The sequence below is a fragment of the Mycobacterium sp. MAA66 genome, assembly GCF_041261665.1.
GTDB lineage: Bacteria > Actinomycetota > Actinomycetes > Mycobacteriales > Mycobacteriaceae > Mycobacterium.
In genome coordinates, this window is the sequence record NZ_JBGCCC010000001.1 from 1,098,083 (window position 1) to 1,117,625 (window position 19,543).

Here is a 19,543-nt window from a genome sequence, read left to right on the forward strand (position 1 = left end):
CGCCATGAACGTCGCTACCGCGCTGAGCCTGTTGGCTTTCGGGTTCCTCACCATCGCGACCGCCATGTTCGTCGGCGCCGAGTTCTCGCTGACCGCGCTAGAGCGCAGCACCGTCGAGGCCGGCGCCCGAACCGGGGGCTGGCGGGACCGGATCATCCGGGTCGCCCACCGCTCGCTGTCCTTCCAGCTGTCCGGCGCGCAAATCGGTATCTCCATCACCACGCTGGCCACCGGCTACCTGGCCGAACCGGTGCTGGCCCGCCAGCTGCGAGATCCGCTGCTGGCGCTCGGGCTGCCGCAGGAGTACCTGGAGCCGGTGGCGCTGACCCTGGCCCTGCTCATCGCCACCTCGGTCTCGATGGTGTTCGGCGAGCTGGTGCCCAAGAACCTCGCGGTGTCCCTGCCCGCCTCCACCGCTCGGGCCACGGTGCCATGGCAGTGGTTCTTCGCCAAGTTGCTCACCCCGGCCATCAAGGTGACCAACGGCACCGCCAACTTGATCCTGCGCAGGCTCGGCATCGAGCCCGCCGAGGAACTGCGCTCGGCGCGCACACCACAGGAGCTGGTGTTGCTGGTGCGTACGTCGGCGCGCAGCGGATCGCTGGACCAGCAGACCGCCGAATTGATCGACCGCTCACTGCAATTCGGCGGGCGCACCGCCGAGGAGCTCATGACCCCGCGGTCCAAGATCGAGTCGCTCGCGACCGATGACACCGTCGCCGACCTCATCGCGGCGGCCACGCGCACCGGGTTCTCCCGCTTCCCGATCGTCAACGGCGACCTGGACGAAACCGTGGGCATGGTGCACGTCAAGCAGGTGTTCGAGGTCCCCACCGAGCAACGCGCTAACACCAAACTGGACCAGCTGGCCCGGCCCGTCCCGATGGTGCCCTCGACGCTGGACGGCGATGCGGTGATGACCCGAATCCGAGCCAACGGCGTGCAGACCGCGCTGGTGGTCGACGAGTACGGCGGTACCGCCGGGATGGTGACCCTGGAGGACCTGATCGAAGAGATCGTCGGCGACGTCCGCGACGAACACGACGACGCCACCCCGGACGTCGTCGCAGTGCGGGGCGGCTGGCTCGTCTCCGGTCTGATGCGGATCGACGAGGTCGACACCGAAACACCGTTCCGCGCGCCCGAAGGCGAATACGAGACGATCGGCGGCCTGGTCCTGCAAGAGCTGGGGCGCATCCCGGTGGCCGGCGATTCCGTCGTGCTCACCGAGTTCGATCCCGACAACCCGCACCGGGGGCCGGTGCGCTGGCGGGCCACCGTGATCCGGATGGACGGCCGGCGGATCGACCAGCTCGAGCTGACCGAACTCACCGAGGACGGCGCCGGTGAATGATTTCTACAGCGTGGCGCTGACCGTGCTGCTGCTGGCCACCAACGCGTTCTTCGTCGCCGCGGAATTCGCCCTGATCTCCGCCCGCCGCGACCGGCTGCAGACCCTGGCCGAGCAGGGCAAGCGCAGCGCGGTCACCGTGCTGCGCGCCGGTGAGCAGCTGCCGGTGATGTTGGCCGGCGCCCAGCTGGGCATCACCGTGTGTTCGATACTGCTCGGCCGGGTCGGCGAGCCGGCGGTGGCAGATCTGCTCCGAAAACCGTTCGGCGCCATGGACATCTCCGAGTCGGCCCTGCATTCGGCGTCATTCGTGATCGCCCTGGCGATCGTGGTGATACTGCATGTGCTGCTCGGCGAGATGGTGCCCAAGAACATCGCCATCGCCGGCCCGGAGAAGGCGGCGATGCTGCTGGTGCCGCCGTATCAGGTCTATATGGGTGTGGCCCGGCCCTTCGTCGTCTTCTACAACTGGTGCGCGAACGTCGTGCTGCGGATCTTCGGGGTCACCCCCCGCGACGAACTCTCGGTGGCGATCTCGACGGTCGAACTGTCCGAGATGATCGCCGAGTCCCGCTCGGAGGGGCTGCTCGACGCCGAGGAGCACGTCCGGCTGACCCGCGCCCTGCAGATCCGTTCCCGCCTGGTCAGCGACGTGGCGATACCGCTACAGGACATCAGGGTGGTGCCGATCTCCGCGCCCGGCGCCGGGCCCACTGTCGGCGCCGTGATCCAGGCCCTGACCGAGACCGGCTACTCACGGTTCCCGGTGACGGACGGATCGAGCGCCTACATCGGGTACCTGCACATCAAAGACGTGCTGCCCCAGGCGGACAACTACACCGCGGTGCTGGACCGCTCGATGGTCCGTCCGCTGCCGCTGGTCCCCTCGACACTGACCGTGCCCGAGGCGCTGTCCTGGTTGCGTCGCAACAACTCTCACCTGGCATTGGTCACCACGGACGGCTTCGTCACCGCAATGGTCGCCCTCGAAGATCTGGTGGAGGACCTGGTCGGCACCGTTCGCGACGGGACGCACCGTGTCTGACTCCACGACCCTCACGCACACGTTGGAGCTGCTGGACCCCGCTGAGTGGACCGCACGCGAAGAACGGCACCTGGCCCGGGTGGAGCGGTTCGTCGGTCCACACGAGCAGCGCGCCGGCCGGCCGCACCCGGTGTGGGACTTCCTGTTCACCTACTACAGCCTGCGACCGCGGCAACTGCGCCGCTGGCATCCCGGATTCGGGGTGGGGCTGCGCGGGGCCCGGCACTACCGTGGGCGCAGCGGCTACGCCGTCGTCGGCGGCGACGTCGCCACCGTCACCGCCGAGCATCTGGCCGGACGGTTGGACACCGTCGGCTTCATCGCGGGACTGCTGTCCGCGACTGCGTCGCGGCCGGCCCGACTGAACTGCTTCGGTCTGCACGAGTGGGCCATGGTCTACCGGGCACCCGAAGTCCGGCACGGTCAGGTGCCGTTGCGCCTGGGGGCGGCCGGCACCGATGCGGTGGTCGAGTCGATGCCGTTGCGGTGCAGCCACTTCGATGCCTTTCGGTTCTTCACCGACGCCGCCGTGCCCCGCAACAGTGAGATGCTCAGCCGCGAGGATCAGCCCGCGCACGAGCAGCCGGGTTGTATCCACGCCACCATGGATCTGTACAAGTGGTGTTACAAACTCGGACCTCTGGTGGAGTCGGACCTGTTGATGGACTGCCTGGACCTCGCGGCGGATGCCCGCATGCTCGACATGCAGGCGAGCCCCTATGACCTGACCGAGTACGGCGTCGCGCCCATCACCATCGAGGACGCTGCCGGCCGGGCGGAGTACGTCCGGCAGCAGCAGGACCTGGCCCAGCGCGCCGCGCCACTGCGCGCGACGTTGCTGGCGCGGTGCGAGCAACTACTGACCCACGGTGGCCGGCGGTGACCGCGCGCGCACTGGCGGCCGGACTGGCCGCCCTGGTCCTGGCCGCCGCGACCGGATGCTCGGACGACTCGGCCGGGCACCTGTCCACCCGATCTGACAAGGCGCTGCCCGGCGACTACGGCGGCAAAGCGCCGGGCTCCCTGATCTCCGCGCAGCCGCTGGAGAATCTCGACCCGCAACTGTCCATGCAGACCTCATTGGCGGCACGCATCACCTATGCCACAGTGCTGGCCGTCTCGGACAGCTCACCTGAGGCGTCCGGAACCGTCTTCGTTCCGAGAGGCGAAGCACCACAAGGTGGTTGGCACATCGTCGCGCTCGGCCACGACGACACCGGCATCCACCCCGAGTGCGCCCCGTCCGCCTCTCCCAGCCTGCTGGGACTGGCGCCGTCCGTGCGCGCGTTGGTCAGCGCGGGGTACGTGGTGGCTGTCCCGGACTACGTCGGACTGGGTGTGCAAGGCAACCAGCCCGGTTTCTACCATCCGTTCCTGGATTCGACCACCGCGGGATACAACATGATCGACGTGGTCCGGGCCACTCGCAAACTGGTCTCGAACACGTCCAAGGACTGGATCGCGGCGGGCAACGGGCAGGGCGGACAGGCCGCCTGGGCCGCCAACGAACTGGCCGCCGATTACGGCGGTGAAATGTCCCTCCGCGGCGCGCTCGCGCTCACCCCGACTGCGGCACTGGAATGGTTGGCCGACGCCGCGGCCAACGGCTCCCTGAACCAGGGCCAGCAGTTGATGCTCCAGGAGTACCTGGCTTGGTTGCCCACGGCGTACCCGGACTTCCCACTCAACGACTACCGGCGTGGCGCTGCCGCACAGCACTGGGACCAACTGTCTGCCTGCTGGGGCGACGGCGCCCGCGCGCGTGACGGACTGGCCCGGGCGTTGGGACCGCACGACGTGGGCCCGACCACTCCCGAAGCCACTGACCGGTTGCATGGCTTCCTGCGCAAAACCTCACTGCCCCAAGGACCGACGGGCGCACCCATGCTGGTCACCGCAGATAAGCCCGGCGGCCTGATCCCGCCGGAAGCGACCGCTGCCGCAGTCGATCGGGCCTGCGCCATGGGCGACGTCATCGACTTCGTGACCCCGCCGCCCGATCCCGACCTGATCGGCTGGATCAACGATCGGTTCAACGGTGTCCCCGCACCGAACACCTGCAACGGGCAGGCCGCACCGACAACCTCAACCACCACGACGCCGACCACCGCGGCCGGCTCCACCGCGACCTCGACGCCGGATACCTCGACCGCCACGACGACCACCGCTGCCACAACCCAGGCGCCCGGTACCACGTCGACGACCGCAGTCACGCCGACGTCGACAGTCCCGAATCAGGCACCCCCACTGCCCGGGCCGCCCGCGGAGGTTCCCCCCGCCCCAACGGAGCCGCCGGCGTGAACATCTCGCTGCTGGGCGGATGGCTGCCGGTCGTGATCCAGGTCTTATCCGTCGTCGCACTCGGCGTGGCCATCGGCCGACGGTCCGCCGGCTGGTTGCGGCGCTGGCTTCCCGTGGCCCTGGCCGTCGGAGTGGCCGCAGCCATCGGCGCGTATTGGTTCATGCAGTACCACGCCCTGGCAGACGGTCCCGCCCCGATCCCGTTGCGGGTATGGGTCGCACTGACCGGTGCCGCGCTGACTGTTGCGATCGTCGGCTGGACCGAAATCAGATGGTGGCGGCGCGCAGTGGCACTGATCACCGTGGCGCTGTGCGCGCTGTGCGCGGCGCTGGCCGTCAACACCTGGACCGGCTACTTGCCCACGGTCGGAGCCCTGTGGAACCGCACCACCACCGGAACCCTGCAGAACCAGATCGACGAGCCCACCGCGCTGCAGATGCGCCAGCGTGGCGAGAACCTCTCGCACGGCATGCTCGTGTCGGTCCAGATCCCCAGCACCGGATCGGGGTTCCCCCACCGCGATGAACTCGTCTATCTGCCGCCGTCGTGGTTCGCCGGCAATCCCCCGCCGGCGCTACCCGCGGTGTTGATGATCGGCGGTGAGTTCGGGTGGCCGGCCGACTGGCCGTCGACCGGCGGGGCGCAGAGCGCAGCGGACGATTTCGCCGCTGCCCATGGTGGCAACACCCCGATCCTGGTCTTTCCCGATACCAGCGGCGAGTTCAGCAACGACACCGAGTGCGTCAACGGGCCGCGCGGAAACGCCGCCGACCATTTGATCAAAGATGTTGTGCCCTATGTTATTTCACACTTCTCCGCCAGCCCCGACCCGACCCGTTGGGGTGTTGCCGGCTGGTCGGTCGGCGGCACCTGCGCAGTGCTCACCACCGCGATGCATCCGGAAATGTTCACCGCGTTCGTCGACATCGATGGGCTGTTGGGCCCCAACGCCGGGTCCAAGGAACAGACGATCGCCCGGTTGTACGGCGGAAACGCCGCGGCATACGACCAGTTCGACCCGGCCACGGTGCTGAAGAAGAACGCCCCGTACTCGGGCATCGCCGGCCTGTTCGCGGTGTCCGGCGATGGGCAGCCGGTGTACCGGCCACCACAACTCGGTGTGTGGCCGACCACCGATCCACCGGACGCACCCGAGGACCACCTCGCCATCGCGAACTACCTGTGCGCGGTAGCCAGCGGAGCCGGCATGGAATGCTCCGTCGACCCGCAGCCCGGCGACCACAAGTTCGGCACGGCAAAGCGCCGCTTCGCCACCTCACTACCGTGGCTGGCCGGTCGTCTGCACACACCGGGCGCGGCAGAAGTTCCACTACCCGGTGCGGGCGGTGGCTGACTTGCCGCTGCCCACAGCAATCTTCAATCACGGTGTGATCGGATTCTCACAGGCGACGTGCCGATGAGCTGCGGTTACCCACGGGTAAACTTGGACGTCGCTGGTTTGGGCTTCTCAGGGAGGAAACAAAATGACTGATCGTGTGACGGTGGGAAATCTGCGGGTGGCCCGGGTCCTGCACGACTTCATCACCAACGAGGCCCTGCCCGGTACCGGCGTGGACCCCGACAGCTTCTGGGCGGGCGTGGACAAGGTCATCACCGACCTGGCGCCGCAGAACCAGGAGTTGCTGGCCCGCCGCGACGACCTGCAGGCGCAGATCGACAAGTGGCATCGAGCCCGGGTGATCGACCCCGTCGACACCGACGAGTTCAAAAACTCCTACCAACAGTTCCTCACCGAGATCGGCTACCTGCAGCCCGAGCCGGCCGACTTCACCGTCACCACCTCGGGTGTCGACCCCGAGATCACCAGCACCGCCGGCCCTCAGTTGGTGGTGCCTATCCTCAATGCCCGGTTCGCGCTCAACGCCGCCAACGCCCGGTGGGGCTCGTTGTATGACGCGCTGTACGGCACCGACGTCATCTCCGATGAGGACGGTGCCGAGGCCGGCCAGGGCTACAACAAGGTGCGCGGCGACAAGGTGATCGCCTATGCCCGGGGCTTCCTCGACCAGGCAGTCCCGCTGGCCGCCGGCTCCTGGGCCGACATCACCGGCCTGAAGATCGACGACGAGCACCACCTGCAGGCTGAGCTCGGCGACGGATTGTCCACTGGTCTGGCGAGCCCCGAAGAGTTCGTCGGTTACACCGGCCAGCTCGGTGACGACGCGTGGTCGGTGCTGCTGGCGCACCACGGGCTGCACATCGAGGTCCTCGTCGACCCCACCTCCCCGGTCGGTTCGACCGACAAGGCCGGCATCAAGGACGTCGTGCTGGAGTCCGCGATCACCACGATCATGGACTTCGAGGACTCCGTGGCCGCGGTCGATGCCGACGACAAGGTGCTGGGCTACCGCAACTGGCTGGGCCTGAACAAGGGCGATCTGGCCGAAGAAGTCACCAAGGGCGGCAAGACCTTCACCCGCACGCTCAACACGGACCGCGTCTTCACCACGCCGGACGGCGCCGGTGAGTTGACCCTGCCGGGCCGCAGCCTGCTGTTCGTGCGCAACGTGGGCCACTTGATGACCAACGACGCCATCGTGGACGCCGATGGCAACGAGATTCCCGAAGGCATCCAGGACGCGCTGTTCACCGGCCTGATCGCCGTGCACGGCCTGAAGTCCACCAAGGAGAACGGTGAGCTGACCAACAGCCGCACCGGCTCGATCTACATCGTCAAGCCCAAGATGCACGGCCCCGACGAGGCCGCCTTCACCTGCGAGCTGTTCAGCCGCGTCGAAGACGTGCTGGGCCTGCCCGAGGCCACCATGAAGGTCGGCATCATGGATGAGGAGCGCCGCACCACCGTCAACCTCAAGGCGTGTATCAAGGCCGCCGCAGACCGGGTGGTGTTCATCAACACCGGCTTCCTGGACCGCACCGGCGACGAGATCCACACCTCGATGGAGGCCGGCCCCATGGTGCGCAAGGGCACCATGAAGAGCCAGACCTGGATCAAGGCCTATGAAGACCACAACGTCGACACCGGCCTGGCCACCGGCCTGGCCGGCCGCGGCCAGATCGGCAAAGGCATGTGGGCCATGACCGACCTGATGGCCGACATGGTCGAGCAGAAGATCGGTCAGCCCCGTGCCGGCGCCACCACCGCGTGGGTGCCTTCGCCCACCGGCGCCACCCTGCACGCCATGCACTACCACCAGGTCGATGTGGCCGCGGTGCAGAAGGACCTGGCCGGCAAGCAGCGCACCACGCTCGGCGAGCTGCTGACCATCCCGCTGGCCAAGGAACTGGCCTGGGCCCCCGAGGAGATCCGCGAGGAGATCGACAACAACTGCCAGTCGATCCTGGGTTACGTGGTCCGCTGGATCGACTCCGGTGTCGGCTGCTCCAAGGTGCCCGACATCCACGACATCGCACTGATGGAAGACCGTGCCACGCTGCGCATTTCGAGTCAGTTGCTGGCCAACTGGCTGCGTCACGGCGTTATCACCTCCGACGACGTGAAGGCCAGCCTGCGCCGGATGGCCGCCGTGGTCGACGAGCAGAACTCCGGCGACGCGACCTATCTGCCGATGGCGACCGATCCGGAGGGCAGCATCGCGTTCCAGGCAGCGCAGGAACTCATCTTGGAGGGTGCGGCACAGCCCAACGGCTACACCGAGCCGATCCTGCATCGCCGTCGCCGGGAGTTCAAAGCGGCCAACCCCAACCGTTGTTCGTGAGTGCCGCGCGCCTGAGATGACTGAACGCCGGACGGCCCGCCGCAACCTGGAATGGACACCTAATGGGTAGGCACAGCATTCCCGATTCGCACGACGACGGCGCCCAGGAGCCGACCCCGTCCGGCGCCGACGGAGCGTCGTCCGCGGGCGACGACGCCGGCGACGTGGGCTTCCAGTTGCCCGATGACTGGGCCTCGTTGCACGGCGATGCGCCGCGCGAACCGCGTCCCCGTGGCGACGATCCGAGTCGCGCGGTGCTCTCCGACGACGATCTGTACAACGACGACCGTCCCGCGGACAGCTACCGCACCGAGGTGTCCGACGACGCCGACATGCCCGAATCGGACGCCGTCACCGGCTCGCAACCGATAACTCAGGGCCTGTCGACCGGCGTCCGCAAGTTCGAAGGCGGCGAGTGGACGGGCAGCCACCGCGCCATCGTCCCGGGTCGCCGCAAGGTCAGCGGCCGGGTCATCGCCGCCTTGGTGATGGTGGTCGTCGTGGTCGGCGTCGTCATCGGTTGGCGGTTCTTCGGCTCGGTGCTGTCCGACCGCAGCAAGGACGCGGCGGCGCGTTGTGTGTCCGGCTCGGTGGATGTGCCCGTGCTGGCCGACCCGTCGATCGCCGACCAGATCACCGCCCTGGCCGGGCAGTACAACCAGTCGGCCGCCCCGGTTGGCGACAAGTGCGTCAAGATCGGCGTCACGGCCAGCGATCCCGACGCCGTCCTGGCCGGGTTCACCGGCAAGTGGCCGACGAGTCTCGGCGCCCGCCCCGCCATCTGGATTCCGGCCAGTTCGGTCTCCGAGGCCCGACTGGTCACCGCGCTCGGCGATCAGATCGTCAACGGCGACAGCAAATCCCTGGCCAGCTCCCCCGTTCTACTTGCAGTCCGCCCGCAGCTCAAAGATGCTCTGGCGCAAGAGAACTGGGGCACGCTGCCGGCGCTGCAGACCAATCCGACGGCACTGGACGGGCTGAACCTGCCGGGCTGGGGTTCGCTGCGGCTGGCGCTGCCCACCAGCGGCGACGGCGACGCCTCCTACCTGGCCGCCGAGGCCGTGGCCGCCGCCGCGGCCCAGGGCGCACCGGTCAATGCCGGCGTCGGCGCCGTGCACAAGCTCTTGGGCGCGCAACCGAAACTGGCCGACACCAAGGCCTCCACCGCGTTCGACGCCCTGATCTCGGCCGACGACCCGGCCGCCGCGCCGGTGCATGCGGTGGTCACCACCGAACAGCAGCTGTATCAACGCGCGCAGCACACCGACGGAGCCAAGACCAAGCTGGCGGCCTGGCTACCGCCGGGTGCCCCGGCGGTAGCCGACTACCCGGCCGTCCTGCTCGGCGGCGACGGGTTGGCGCAGGAACAGATAGGCGCGGCAAGCGAATTCGAGCGTTTCCTGCACAAGCCGGATCAGCTCGCCCAGTTGGCCACGGCGGGTTTCCGCACCGACGGCGGCAGCGCCCCGAAGAATGACGTCGTCAGCCTGGGGTCACTATCGGCACCGCTGTCGGTCGGTGACAATGCGACCCGGGCCACCCTGGCCAATGCGGTCGGCGGCCCAAGCCAACCCGCGGCAGTGACCATCCTGCTGGATCAGTCGATGCCCATCGACGAGGGCGGCAAGACGCGACTGGCCAATGTCATTGCGGGGCTGCAAGATCGAATCAAGGCCATGGCACCCACCAGTTCGGTGGGTCTGTGGACCTTCGACGGTGTGGCCGGCCGCTCCGAAATACCGCTTGCCCCGTTGGGCGACAGCACCAGCAACCAGTCGCACTCGGCGCAGTTGACCTCGAACCTGGACAACCAGAGCTCGTCGAACGGCGGCCACGTCTCGTTCACCACATTGCGGATGCTCTACGGCAACGCGGTGTCGAATTACCATGACGGCCAAGCCAACTCGATCCTGGTCATCACGGCCGGCCCACACACCGACCAGTCGTTGGACGGGCAGGGGCTACAGGACTACGTCAAGTCGGCGTTCGATCAGGGACACCCGGTGGCGATCAACGTCATCGACCTCGGTTCGGACCCGGACCAATCGGCCTGGGCCGGGGTCGCGCAATTGACCGGCGGTAGCTACCAGAACGTGCCCAACGCCTCCGGCCACGAGTTCACTTCCGCTTTGGCCGGGGTGCTCGCCTAGCCATTCCGAGGTCCCGCGCCACGACGGCGCAGCTGACGGGCAGGTGGCCAGCGCATATATACGCTGCCGTCAATAATCGCAATCCCTGGTCCTTTCGCGAATATATTGCTAGTTTCGCAAACACTGAGTAGCGATGCGACGACCAGGGTTACGGTGCGATTGGGGGGTCTGCCGACCGTGGGCTGGATACGACGATGGTGGCGACAGCATGACCACTACGACTGGATAGTCACGTACATGCAGGGTCACAACCTGATCGCCGTGACCCGTTTCATGCTTGCCACTCTGACCGTCTCGATGGCGGCGGTCCCGGCCATCGTGACCGCCAGCGGGGACGGACCACGGAATCCCACCGCGGCCGTCGCCACCTACATCTGCGCCATGGTCGGCGCCAGTGGCGGACTGATCTGGGCGCTGGGAGTGCCGACCAGACGAGGATCGATCTGGTACGCCATCATCTGCAGCGCATCGATCGCGCTGGCGAGCCTGTGCCAGACCGATCCCGTGATCGCCCTGACCGCCTGTACGGCGTTCACCTGCGTGGCCGGCTACGTCGCCTTCTTCCACACCGCGGTGCACATGACCTACCACTTCGTCATCACCGCGACGGTGGCGGCCGTGGCCGCGCTCAGGCTGTCAGACGCCGGCCACGGCGTCCTGGCCTTGGGCGTGCTGTGGCTGGTCACCGTGGTCAACATCGCCGTGCCGATGGGCATCCAAATCGTGGTGCACACCTTGGGCGTCGATCTGCTCCAGGCCGATCGCGATCCGCTGACCGGGCTGCTGAACCGGCGCGCCTTCGACCTCAAGATCCTGGAACTGTTTGCCGCACACCGCACCAAGAACAGCTACCTGGTCATCGTCATGATCGACCTGGACCGTTTCAAGATTCTCAACGACACCCACGGGCACACCGCAGGCGATCGGGCCCTGGTCGACGTCGCGGTCGCGCTGCGTGCCACCGCCCGGGCCGAGGCTGTCATCGGCCGCGCCGGCGGTGAAGAGTTTCTGCTCGCCGACGTGGTCGCCGTGCCGGAGCCGGTGGCTCTGGCCGACGCACTTCGCGAAGCGATTGCGTCCGGGCCGTATCCGACGACGGCGAGCGTCGGCACCGCGAGCGCGCCGCTGCAGTACCTGGACGACGACAACATCCACGCGGCCATCGCCTATCTGGTCACGGCCGCCGACCTGGCCATGTACGAGGCCAAGCGGGCCGGCGGTAACCAGATCCGGTGCACCGAACTCAACACTGAGCTCGACTCCGACCAATGCCGCCGGCCCTAGCCCGACCGAGGGGTCCCGTCAGGCGAAGGCCTCCACCGGCGGGCACGAGCACACCAGGTTGCGGTCGCCGAACGCACCGTCGATCCGGCGCACCGGCGGCCACACCTTGGGCCGGAACCCCTTTCCCAGCGGATAGGCGGCCTGCTCCCGGGTGTAGGGATGCTTCCAGTCGTCGACCAGCAGGCACTCGGCGGTGTGCGGCGCATTGTGCAGCGGGTTGTCGTCGGCCGGCCAGTCCCCCGAACCGACCTGGTCGATCTCGCCCTTGATCGCGATCATCGCCGCGATGAAGGCGTCCACCTCGGCCAGGCTCTCGCTTTCGGTGGGCTCGACCATCAGCGTGCCCGCCACCGGAAAGCTCATGGTCGGGGCGTGAAAACCGTAGTCCGCCAAGCGCTTTGCCACATCATCGACGGTCACGCCGGTGTTTTTGGTGATCGACCGCAGGTCCAGGATGCACTCGTGGGCCACCATGCCGTTCTCACCCGTGTACAGCACCGGATAGTGCTCGTCGAGCCGTCGGGCGATGTAGTTGGCCGACGCGATCGCGGTCAGCGTCGCCGCGCGCAACCCGGCCGCACCCATCATCCGGATGTAGGCCCAGGTGATCGGCAGGATCGACGCCGAGCCGTACGGCGCTGCCGATACGGTGTAGTCGTCGGAGAGTTCCGCGGCGAGCGGATGGCCCGGCAGGTAGGGCGCCAGATGCGCACGCACCGCCACCGGCCCGACACCCGGACCACCGCCGCCGTGCGGGATGCAGAAGGTCTTGTGCAGGTTCAGGTGGCTGACGTCGCCGCCGAACTTGCCCGGGCGGGCCAGGCCCACCAGTGCGTTCAAGTTGGCACCGTCGACATAGACCTGACCGCCGGCGTCGTGCACCGCGGCGCAGATGTCGGCGACATCGTGTTCGTACACCCCGTGGGTGGACGGGTAGGTGATCATCAGCGCAGCCAGGGCGGCGGCATGCTCGGATATCTTGGCGCGCAGGTCATCCAGGTCGACGTCGCCGTTGTCGCGGCAGGCCACCACGACCACCTTCATCCCGGCCATCGCGGCCGAGGCGGCGTTGGTGCCGTGCGCGCTGGACGGGATCAGGCAGACGTTGCGGCCCGACTCTCCGCGGGCCTCGTGGTAAGCCCGGATAGCCAGCAGACCGGCGTACTCCCCCTGCGATCCGGCGTTGGGTTGCAGCGACACCGAGTCGTAGCCGGTGATGCTGGTCAGCCAGGACTCCACGTCGGCGATCAGCTTGCGCAGCCCGGCCGCGTCCGAAGCCGGAGCGAGCGGATGCTGGCGGGCGAACTCTGCCCAGGTGATCGATTCCATCTCGGCCGCGGCGTTGAGCTTCATGGTGCATGAACCAAGCGGGATCATGCTGCGGTCCAGCGCGATGTCCTTGTCCGCGAGCATGCGCAGGTAGCGCATCATCTCGGTCTCGGTGCGGTACTTCGAGAATGCCGGATGGGTCAGGAAATCCGAAGTGCGGGTGTGGATCTCCGGCCCGTCCCAATGCTGGCCACCGCGGCCGGCGCCGAATGCCGCCAGCACTGCGTCGACGTGTTCGGCCGTGGTGGCCTCGTCGCACGACACCGACACGTGATCGTCGTCCACCAGCCAGACGTTGACGCCGCGGTCCTTGGCCGCTGCCCGGATCTGCTCGGCGCGGCCCGGCACCCGTGCCAGCACGGTGTCGAAGAAACCTGCGTGTACCACCTCGACACCGGCGGCGGCCAGCCCGGTGGCCACCGCGACGGCATGTCCATGCACCCGGTGCGCGATCGCGGTCAGTCCCCGCGGCCCGTGGTAGCTGGCATACATCGCCGCGATCACCGCGAGCAGCACCTGGGCGGTACAGATGTTGCTGGTGGCCCGGTCCCGGCGAATGTGCTGTTCGCGGGTCTGCAGGCTCAACCGGTACGCCTTGGCGCCGTCGGCGTCCACCGAGACTCCGACCAACCGGCCGGGCAGCTGCCGGGCGTGCTTGGTGTGCACGGCCAGGTAGCCGGCGTGCGGACCGCCGAATCCCATTGGCACACCGAATCTTTGCGTGGTGCCGAAGGCGATGTCGGCGCCGATCTCGCCAGGCGGGGTGAGCAGCGTCATGGCCAACAGATCGGCACCGATGGTCACCAGCGCACCACGCTCGTGCGCCTCGGCCACCAGTGCAGACCAGTCGGTGACGACGCCGCTGGCGCCGGGCAGCGCCGCGATGACGCCGAAGAACTCGCCGTCGGGCAGACCGTCACGCAGGTCGGCGGTGACGATCTCGATGTTCAGCGGCTCCGCGCGAGTGGCCAGGATGGCCGCAGTCTGCGGATAGATGTCGACGTCGACGGCGAGACGACGGCAATCCCCCTTGGCCGCACGGTGCATCAGGGTCATGGCCTCAGCCGCAGCGGTGCCCTCGTCGAGCATCGAGGCGTTGGCGATCTCCAGTCCGGTCAGATCGGTGACCATGGTCTGGAAGTTCAGCAGCGCCTCCAGACGGCCCTGGCTGATCTCCGGCTGGTACGGGGTGTAGGCGGTGTACCAGGCCGGGTTCTCAAGAATGTTGCGGCGCAGCACGGCCGGAGTCAGCGTGTCGAAGTAGCCCTGGCCGATCATCGACACCGCGACGGTGCTGGAGTCGGCGAGTGCACGCAACTCGGCCAGTGCGTGGTCTTCAGAGACGGGTCCCGGCAGCTCGTCCAGCCCGGGCGCGAGTCCGGCGGCGGTGAGGGTATCGAGGATTCCGGCCGGCAGCGCCTTGGCGGCCAGTTCGTCGAGTGATTCGACGCCGATCAACTCGAGCATGGTCTGCACCGCGTCGGCATCCGGTCCGATGTGCCGGTCGACGAAACGAAGCAGGTGATGCTCGGCAGAGGAACGCGAAATGGTCACGGCAGTCTCTCCAAACGCTCGGGGCCGGCGCAGATGCCCGGAACCGCTTGCGGTTCCTCCCCCTCTGTCGTCGGTGCCTGAGAGATTCGGCCCGGAGCACTTTGTGCTCCTCGCGTGCGCGGAGCACTTTCTGCTCCTTGCGTGCGCGCTGGCCTTTCCCCATGGGCGGGTAGGTCAGTGCCCACCGCTTTCCAGAGGCATCGGGGCTCGACGCGGTCCGGGTGCCTGAGAGGTTGACGGAGAGGTATTGCTCCTTCGGCGTCCGTGGCTGGCGGCCACGGAACTCTCCCGCGCAGAGTCGATGCGCCGGTCAGTCTACCGGTCAGCGGCCATCTCCCGCGAGCAGACGCAAAACTGCCCCTCTTCCAGTGAAAAGGGGCAGCTCGGTGTCGGTTTCTGGGAGAGTTCAGCCGATCTTGCGGTCGCGTTGCTTGCGGCGCGAGGCCAGCTCGTCCTCGGGCGCAGCGATCGATTCGCCGCCGTCGGCGCGCTCACCCGGGAAGTCGGCGATGGCACCGGTCAGCTCGCGCATGGCACCGGACACCGCGATCCCGAAGACACCCTGACCGCCCTGCAGCAAGTCGACGACCTCTTCGGCCGAGGTGCACTCGTAGACGGTGGTGCCGTCAGAGAACAGCGTGATGTTGGCCAGATCCTCGACACCGCGCTGGCGCAGGTGATCGACGGCGACCCGGATGTTGTGCAGCGAGATGCCGGTGTCCAGCAGTCGCTTGACGATCTTGAGAACCAGGATGTCTTTGAACGAGTACAGACGCTGGCTGCCCGAGCCGGCCGCACCGCGAATCGAGGGCACCACCAGCGATGTGCGGGCCCAGTAGTCCAGCTGACGGTAGGTGATCCCGGCGATCTGGCAGGCGCTTGGCCCGCGGTAGCCGATCAGCGAATCCGGCACCGAATCGTCCGGAAACAGGCCGGGCTGCACCGGCTCGGAGACCGCCGCCGGTGGGGCCGGTTCAGGCGCGCCGTTGGTCATCAGATCCAACTGCTCTTGACGTGGCGTGTCGCCCACTGCCTGTCCTCTCGCCGATCGAACTCGCCCTGTGACCTGCGGCGCCTGCTCGCTGCTCGGCAGGCATGCCCGATGCTCGAATGTGTCGAGCATACGCTGCCCGCCGGGCCACTACAGCCCGTCGTCACATTGAGAAAAGTATGGGGTTCGAATCGGCCGAACCCGGCGCGGCGCACCGCGTGTCGACACGCTCTGCCAGAGTTGAGACGTATCCGTGACTTACCCCACCCGGCGGCCCGCAGGCCCCAGAATCAGGTTGCTTTGAAGTCGTCCGGCGAGATGCTGTCGAGGAACTCCTTGAACTTCTCCACCTCGTCCTCGCGAACTGCACCGCCGGCGCCTCCGCCGTTCTCGTCGCTCTCGTCGGGAATCAGCAACCCGGCCTCGGCCATCACTGCGTCCTCGACATATATCGGGACGCCGACCCGCAGCGCGATGGCCACCGAGTCCGACGGCCTCGCCGACACCGTGATGTTCCGATCGAACACCAGGTCCGCGTAAAAGGTGCCCTCCTGCAGGTCCACGATCCGCACCTCGCGCAGCGAATGGCCAAGGGCGGCAATGAGATCCTTGATCAGATCGTGGGTCAGCGGGCGGGCCGGTTCGACGCCCTGCTGCTCGAGCGCAATCGCGGCGGCTTCGGACTGGCCGATCCAGATCGGCAGGTAACGATCGCCGTTGGATTCGCGCAACAGCAGCACCGGCTGGTTCTGCGGCTGCTCAACGCGGATGCCGACAACCTGAACCTCGCCCATTTGAGCCTGCCCCTCACACCCGTCGCTGACCATCGCATAGCCGTCCTTGGACGGCTGAGGTGAGTCTAATCCTCAGCGGTCGAGTACGTCGCGAACGGCAGACTTGATCAGCGAAGTGTGCAGCGTGATCGCCAAAGCCGCGACCTCCCGGGCCAATTCGTCGGCACGGTCACGCGAGCCCGAGCGGCCGGTGGTGTCCAGCGGCCCGGCGATCTGCGCGATCAGATCGGATTGCCGATCCGCTGCGGACCGGAATGCCCGCAGATGCCGCGGCTCGACTCCGTATTCGGCGAGCGCGTGTGCGCACTGCGCGATCACCACCGCGTGCTCATCGAAGAACCCAGCCTGCCCCGGTTTGATAACGCCGTTCTTGACCAGGGCGGTCAACAGGTCCGGACCGACGCCGGAACGGGCAAGCAGGTCCTCCCGGGACAACCGCACCTGGGCCGGAGCCACGTCGGCGGGACGACCCGATGGCTCGTCGGTGACCAGTCGCGGGACCCCATAACCCGATCCGGCACTGGGCAACTCGCCGTCCGACTGCGCATCCAGCTGAGCCTTGATCACCTTCAACGGAAGGTACTGGTCGCGCTGTGCGGTGAGGACGAACCTCAGCCGCGCACAGTCGTAGGCGGTGAAACGCCGATAACCCGAGCCCGTGCGCTCGGGCGTGATCAAGCCGCGGTCCTCCAGGAATCTGATCTTGGAGATCGTCACGTCCGGGAAGTCGGGTCGCAGCAGATCAAGTACTGCTCCGATCGACATCCCGGGTACGCCGGAGGTGTCGGGCTGCGTCATCAGGTCGGGCCTGGTATGTCAGCCGGCCGAGTTGTCGTCGGTCTTCGGCCCGGTCAGGAACACCAGGCGGAACTTGCCGATCTGTACCTCGTCGCCGTTGGCCAGCACTGCCGAGTCGACCGGCTCGCGGTTGACGTAGGTGCCGTTGAGGCTGCCCACATCGACGACCTGGAACTCGCCGGACTCCAGCCGGAACTCGGCGTGCCGACGGCTGACCGTCACGTCATCGAGGAAGATGTCGCTGTCCGGGTGCCGTCCGGCCGAAGTGGTCGGCTGATCGAGCAGGAAGCGCGAACCCGCGTTCGGACCACGCTTGACGACCAGTAGTGCCGAACCGACCGGCAGACCTTCGACCCCCGAGACAGCGCTACCGGAACTCGTCGCCGGCGGGGCGTCGAGCTCATTGAGGAAGTCCGCACGGAAAACCGAGGTGGTCTCCACCGTCACTTCCTCGAACCCCTGGTCCGAACCACTGTCCTTCTCCGTCACCCGCTGCTCCTCACTGGCTGCTGTGGCGTTCTGTAGGCGACCAGCCGGCGGCGCGCGCCAACGGTCTTCAACAACGCGTACGTCTTATGTCGACCGTACCGCGCGGTGGGGTTCATTGTGTCCACCACCGCAGGATCCGCGACACCGACTTTGGTGCCGTCACGACCGAACCTGACCGCAGCACCCTAACAAAGTTGTCAGTCGTCCAAAGTCGCCCGGTAGGCGTCGGCGTCGAGGAGTCCGGACAGCTCGTCGTCCAACGCGCCGGCGTCGGCCTGCAGCTCGACCAGCCAGCCGGCACCGTACGGATCAGAGTTCAGCAGGTCGGGAGTACCCTCCAGATCACCGTTCACCGCAACAACTTTCGCGGCGATCGGCGCGTACAGCTCTGAGGTGGTCTTCGGCGACTCGACCTCTCCGAACACGTCGCCGGCTGCCAGGACGGCACCGACCTCGGGCAGGTCGACATACACCACGTCACCCAGGGCGCCTTGGGCGAAATCGGTGATACCCACCCGCACGGTGTCCTCACCGGTCCGGCGGACCCACTCGTGCTCGGCGGTGTACTGCAGGTCAGCTGGCGTTTCGCTCACGACGCTCCTTGAGTTGGCGGGACGGGTTCAGGCTCATTTGACGGGCTGAGCGTATTGGCGTGGTTTCGGTTGCCGCAAGGCGTTGACCGTTATCGATTGGGCCTGTTGCACGGACATTGTGCCGCCCACCCGCTTGACGCTGTCCATGGCCCCTCCCGGGATGTTCATCGCGGCCGCCAGTGTCGGCGGATCACCAATGGCCAGAATGGAATACGGCGGATTCATCGTCACGTTGTCGATGGCCAGCGCCCCCGGTGTACCGGCCACCCAGGTGTCCGCTCCGACCCGGATCGCAGGCTGCTGATCACCCTGGCCGATCTGGATGGCTTCGGCGCCGGCAGCACGCAGTTCATTGACGACGTCGAGCATGGTCTCCGCTGATACGCCGGGCGCGATGTCCTCGATGGTGATGCGCACCCCCGGACCGGTGGCCGCCACCGTGCCGATCAGGATGGACAGGGCACTGAGTCGGGCTTTCGCATTGTCGATCGCGGCCTGGTCGCTGCTGCCCGACGCCTGCAGCTGCGCCAGGGTCTTCTGCAGATCGACGACCTCGGTGTTGAGCGCAGCCTCGCGCTGCTGCAGCGAATCCAGGAGCACCAACAGGTCTGCCGGCCGTGCGGTGTCCAGCGAATCGCCCGACTCGGTCTGCCGTACCTGAGTCACGATGGCCATGCCGAGCAACATGCACAGCAGTACCCCGAGCACCCCGAACACCCGCTGAGTCCGGCTGCGCGGCAGCCGATTACGGCCGCCCTGCGCCAGCTCGTGGCGGCCGTGGTGCTCGTCGTGAGTCTCGTCGTCAGCCATGCCGGTCCGCCGTCATGCCCCGAACAACCGTCGGCGCAAGGCCGCGGCGTTGCCGAAGATCCGGATACCGAGGACCACGATGATCGCCGTCGACAATTGCGTGCCCACGCCCAGCTGATCACCGACGAACACGATCACCGCCGCGACCAGAACGTTGAACACGAACGAGATGACGAACACCTTCGAGTCGAAGATCCGTTCCAGGTATGCGCGCAGGCCGCCGAAGACCGCATCCAGCGCGGCCACCACCGCGATCGGTAGGTATGGCTGCACCACTTCGGGGACACTGGGGTGAAAGATCAGCCCCAGGCCGATACCGACCACCAGCGCCACAATCCCGATCATGGGTGTC

The 19,543-nt window shown here is 67.4% G+C and carries 16 protein-coding genes and 1 riboswitch; of the genes, 8 read left to right on the top strand and 8 right to left on the bottom strand.

The features are described 5' to 3' along the window. Positions 1 to 4 precede the first annotated feature (4 nt). The 8 genes from ABIA30_RS05395 to ABIA30_RS05430 all read left to right on the top strand — a co-directional run bounded on the left by ABIA30_RS05395 (position 5) and on the right by ABIA30_RS05430 (position 11,833). Positions 5 to 1,354: a hemolysin family protein gene (locus ABIA30_RS05395; RefSeq protein WP_370062777.1), complete on the top strand. Its 1,350-nt coding sequence runs from the start codon at positions 5 to 7 to the stop codon at positions 1,352 to 1,354. Then, the gene (locus ABIA30_RS05400) at positions 1,347 to 2,396 is read left to right on the top strand and encodes a hemolysin family protein (protein ID WP_370062779.1); all 1,050 of its coding nucleotides are present in this window, start codon (positions 1,347 to 1,349) and stop codon (positions 2,394 to 2,396) included. The genes ABIA30_RS05395 and ABIA30_RS05400 overlap by 8 nt, the downstream gene beginning before the upstream one ends. Further along, the gene (locus ABIA30_RS05405; RefSeq protein WP_370062781.1) at positions 2,389 to 3,279 is read left to right on the top strand and encodes a 3-methyladenine DNA glycosylase; all 891 of its coding nucleotides are present in this window, start codon (positions 2,389 to 2,391) and stop codon (positions 3,277 to 3,279) included. Before ABIA30_RS05400 ends, ABIA30_RS05405 begins: the two co-directional genes overlap by 8 nt. Continuing rightward, the gene (locus ABIA30_RS05410; protein WP_370062783.1) at positions 3,276 to 4,697 is read left to right on the top strand and encodes a lipase family protein; all 1,422 of its coding nucleotides are present in this window, start codon (positions 3,276 to 3,278) and stop codon (positions 4,695 to 4,697) included. Before ABIA30_RS05405 ends, ABIA30_RS05410 begins: the two co-directional genes overlap by 4 nt. Further along, positions 4,694 to 6,052 carry an alpha/beta hydrolase gene (locus ABIA30_RS05415; RefSeq protein WP_370062785.1) on the top strand — a complete coding sequence of 453 codons (1,359 nt, stop codon included), beginning with the start codon at positions 4,694 to 4,696 and terminating at the stop codon, positions 6,050 to 6,052. The genes ABIA30_RS05410 and ABIA30_RS05415 overlap by 4 nt, the downstream gene beginning before the upstream one ends. Before the next feature lie 130 nt (positions 6,053 to 6,182). Next, positions 6,183 to 8,399 (top strand): malate synthase G, encoded by a 2,217-nt coding sequence (locus ABIA30_RS05420; RefSeq protein ID WP_370062787.1) that lies wholly within the window; start codon positions 6,183 to 6,185, stop codon positions 8,397 to 8,399. A 62-nt stretch (positions 8,400 to 8,461) separates the two neighbouring features. Continuing rightward, entirely contained in the window at positions 8,462 to 10,549 is a 2,088-nt protein-coding gene (locus tag ABIA30_RS05425) for a hypothetical protein (RefSeq protein ID WP_370062789.1), read from the top strand. 237 nt (positions 10,550 to 10,786) lie between these two features. Next, positions 10,787 to 11,833, top strand: coding sequence for a GGDEF domain-containing protein (locus ABIA30_RS05430; RefSeq protein ID WP_370062791.1), 1,047 nt, complete (start codon positions 10,787 to 10,789; stop codon positions 11,831 to 11,833). Between the two features lie 18 nt (positions 11,834 to 11,851). Here ABIA30_RS05430 and gcvP read toward each other — a convergent pair whose 3' ends face one another. The 8 genes from gcvP to ABIA30_RS05470 all read right to left on the bottom strand — a co-directional run bounded on the left by gcvP (position 11,852) and on the right by ABIA30_RS05470 (position 19,536). Then, positions 11,852 to 14,683, bottom strand: a complete 2,832-nt coding sequence (gene gcvP, locus ABIA30_RS05435) for an aminomethyl-transferring glycine dehydrogenase (protein ID WP_370063355.1) — start codon at positions 14,681 to 14,683, stop codon at positions 11,852 to 11,854. A 236-nt stretch (positions 14,684 to 14,919) separates the two neighbouring features. Next, positions 14,920 to 15,017: riboswitch (glycine riboswitch) on the bottom strand. 105 nt (positions 15,018 to 15,122) lie between these two features. Continuing rightward, the gene (locus ABIA30_RS05440; protein ID WP_370062793.1) at positions 15,123 to 15,746 is read right to left on the bottom strand and encodes a MerR family transcriptional regulator; all 624 of its coding nucleotides are present in this window, start codon (positions 15,744 to 15,746) and stop codon (positions 15,123 to 15,125) included. 251 nt (positions 15,747 to 15,997) lie between these two features. Further along, positions 15,998 to 16,501 (bottom strand): bifunctional nuclease family protein, encoded by a 504-nt coding sequence (locus tag ABIA30_RS05445; RefSeq protein WP_370062795.1) that lies wholly within the window; start codon positions 16,499 to 16,501, stop codon positions 15,998 to 16,000. Positions 16,502 to 16,573: 72 nt separating this feature from the next. Further along, positions 16,574 to 17,299: a MerR family transcriptional regulator gene (locus tag ABIA30_RS05450; RefSeq protein WP_370062797.1), complete on the bottom strand. Its 726-nt coding sequence runs from the start codon at positions 17,297 to 17,299 to the stop codon at positions 16,574 to 16,576. Positions 17,300 to 17,317: 18 nt separating this feature from the next. Then, on the bottom strand, positions 17,318 to 17,788 hold the full coding sequence (gene garA / locus ABIA30_RS05455) for a glycogen accumulation regulator GarA (RefSeq protein ID WP_370062799.1): 471 nt from the start codon (positions 17,786 to 17,788) through the stop codon (positions 17,318 to 17,320). A gap of 197 nt (positions 17,789 to 17,985) precedes the next feature. Further along, on the bottom strand, positions 17,986 to 18,381 hold the full coding sequence (gene gcvH / locus ABIA30_RS05460; RefSeq protein ID WP_370062801.1) for a glycine cleavage system protein GcvH: 396 nt from the start codon (positions 18,379 to 18,381) through the stop codon (positions 17,986 to 17,988). Between the two features lie 33 nt (positions 18,382 to 18,414). After that, positions 18,415 to 19,191, bottom strand: a complete 777-nt coding sequence (locus ABIA30_RS05465; protein ID WP_370062803.1) for a DUF881 domain-containing protein — start codon at positions 19,189 to 19,191, stop codon at positions 18,415 to 18,417. Positions 19,192 to 19,203: 12 nt separating this feature from the next. Continuing rightward, positions 19,204 to 19,536: a small basic family protein gene (locus ABIA30_RS05470; protein ID WP_370062805.1), complete on the bottom strand. Its 333-nt coding sequence runs from the start codon at positions 19,534 to 19,536 to the stop codon at positions 19,204 to 19,206. Positions 19,537 to 19,543: the final 7 nt, after the last annotated feature.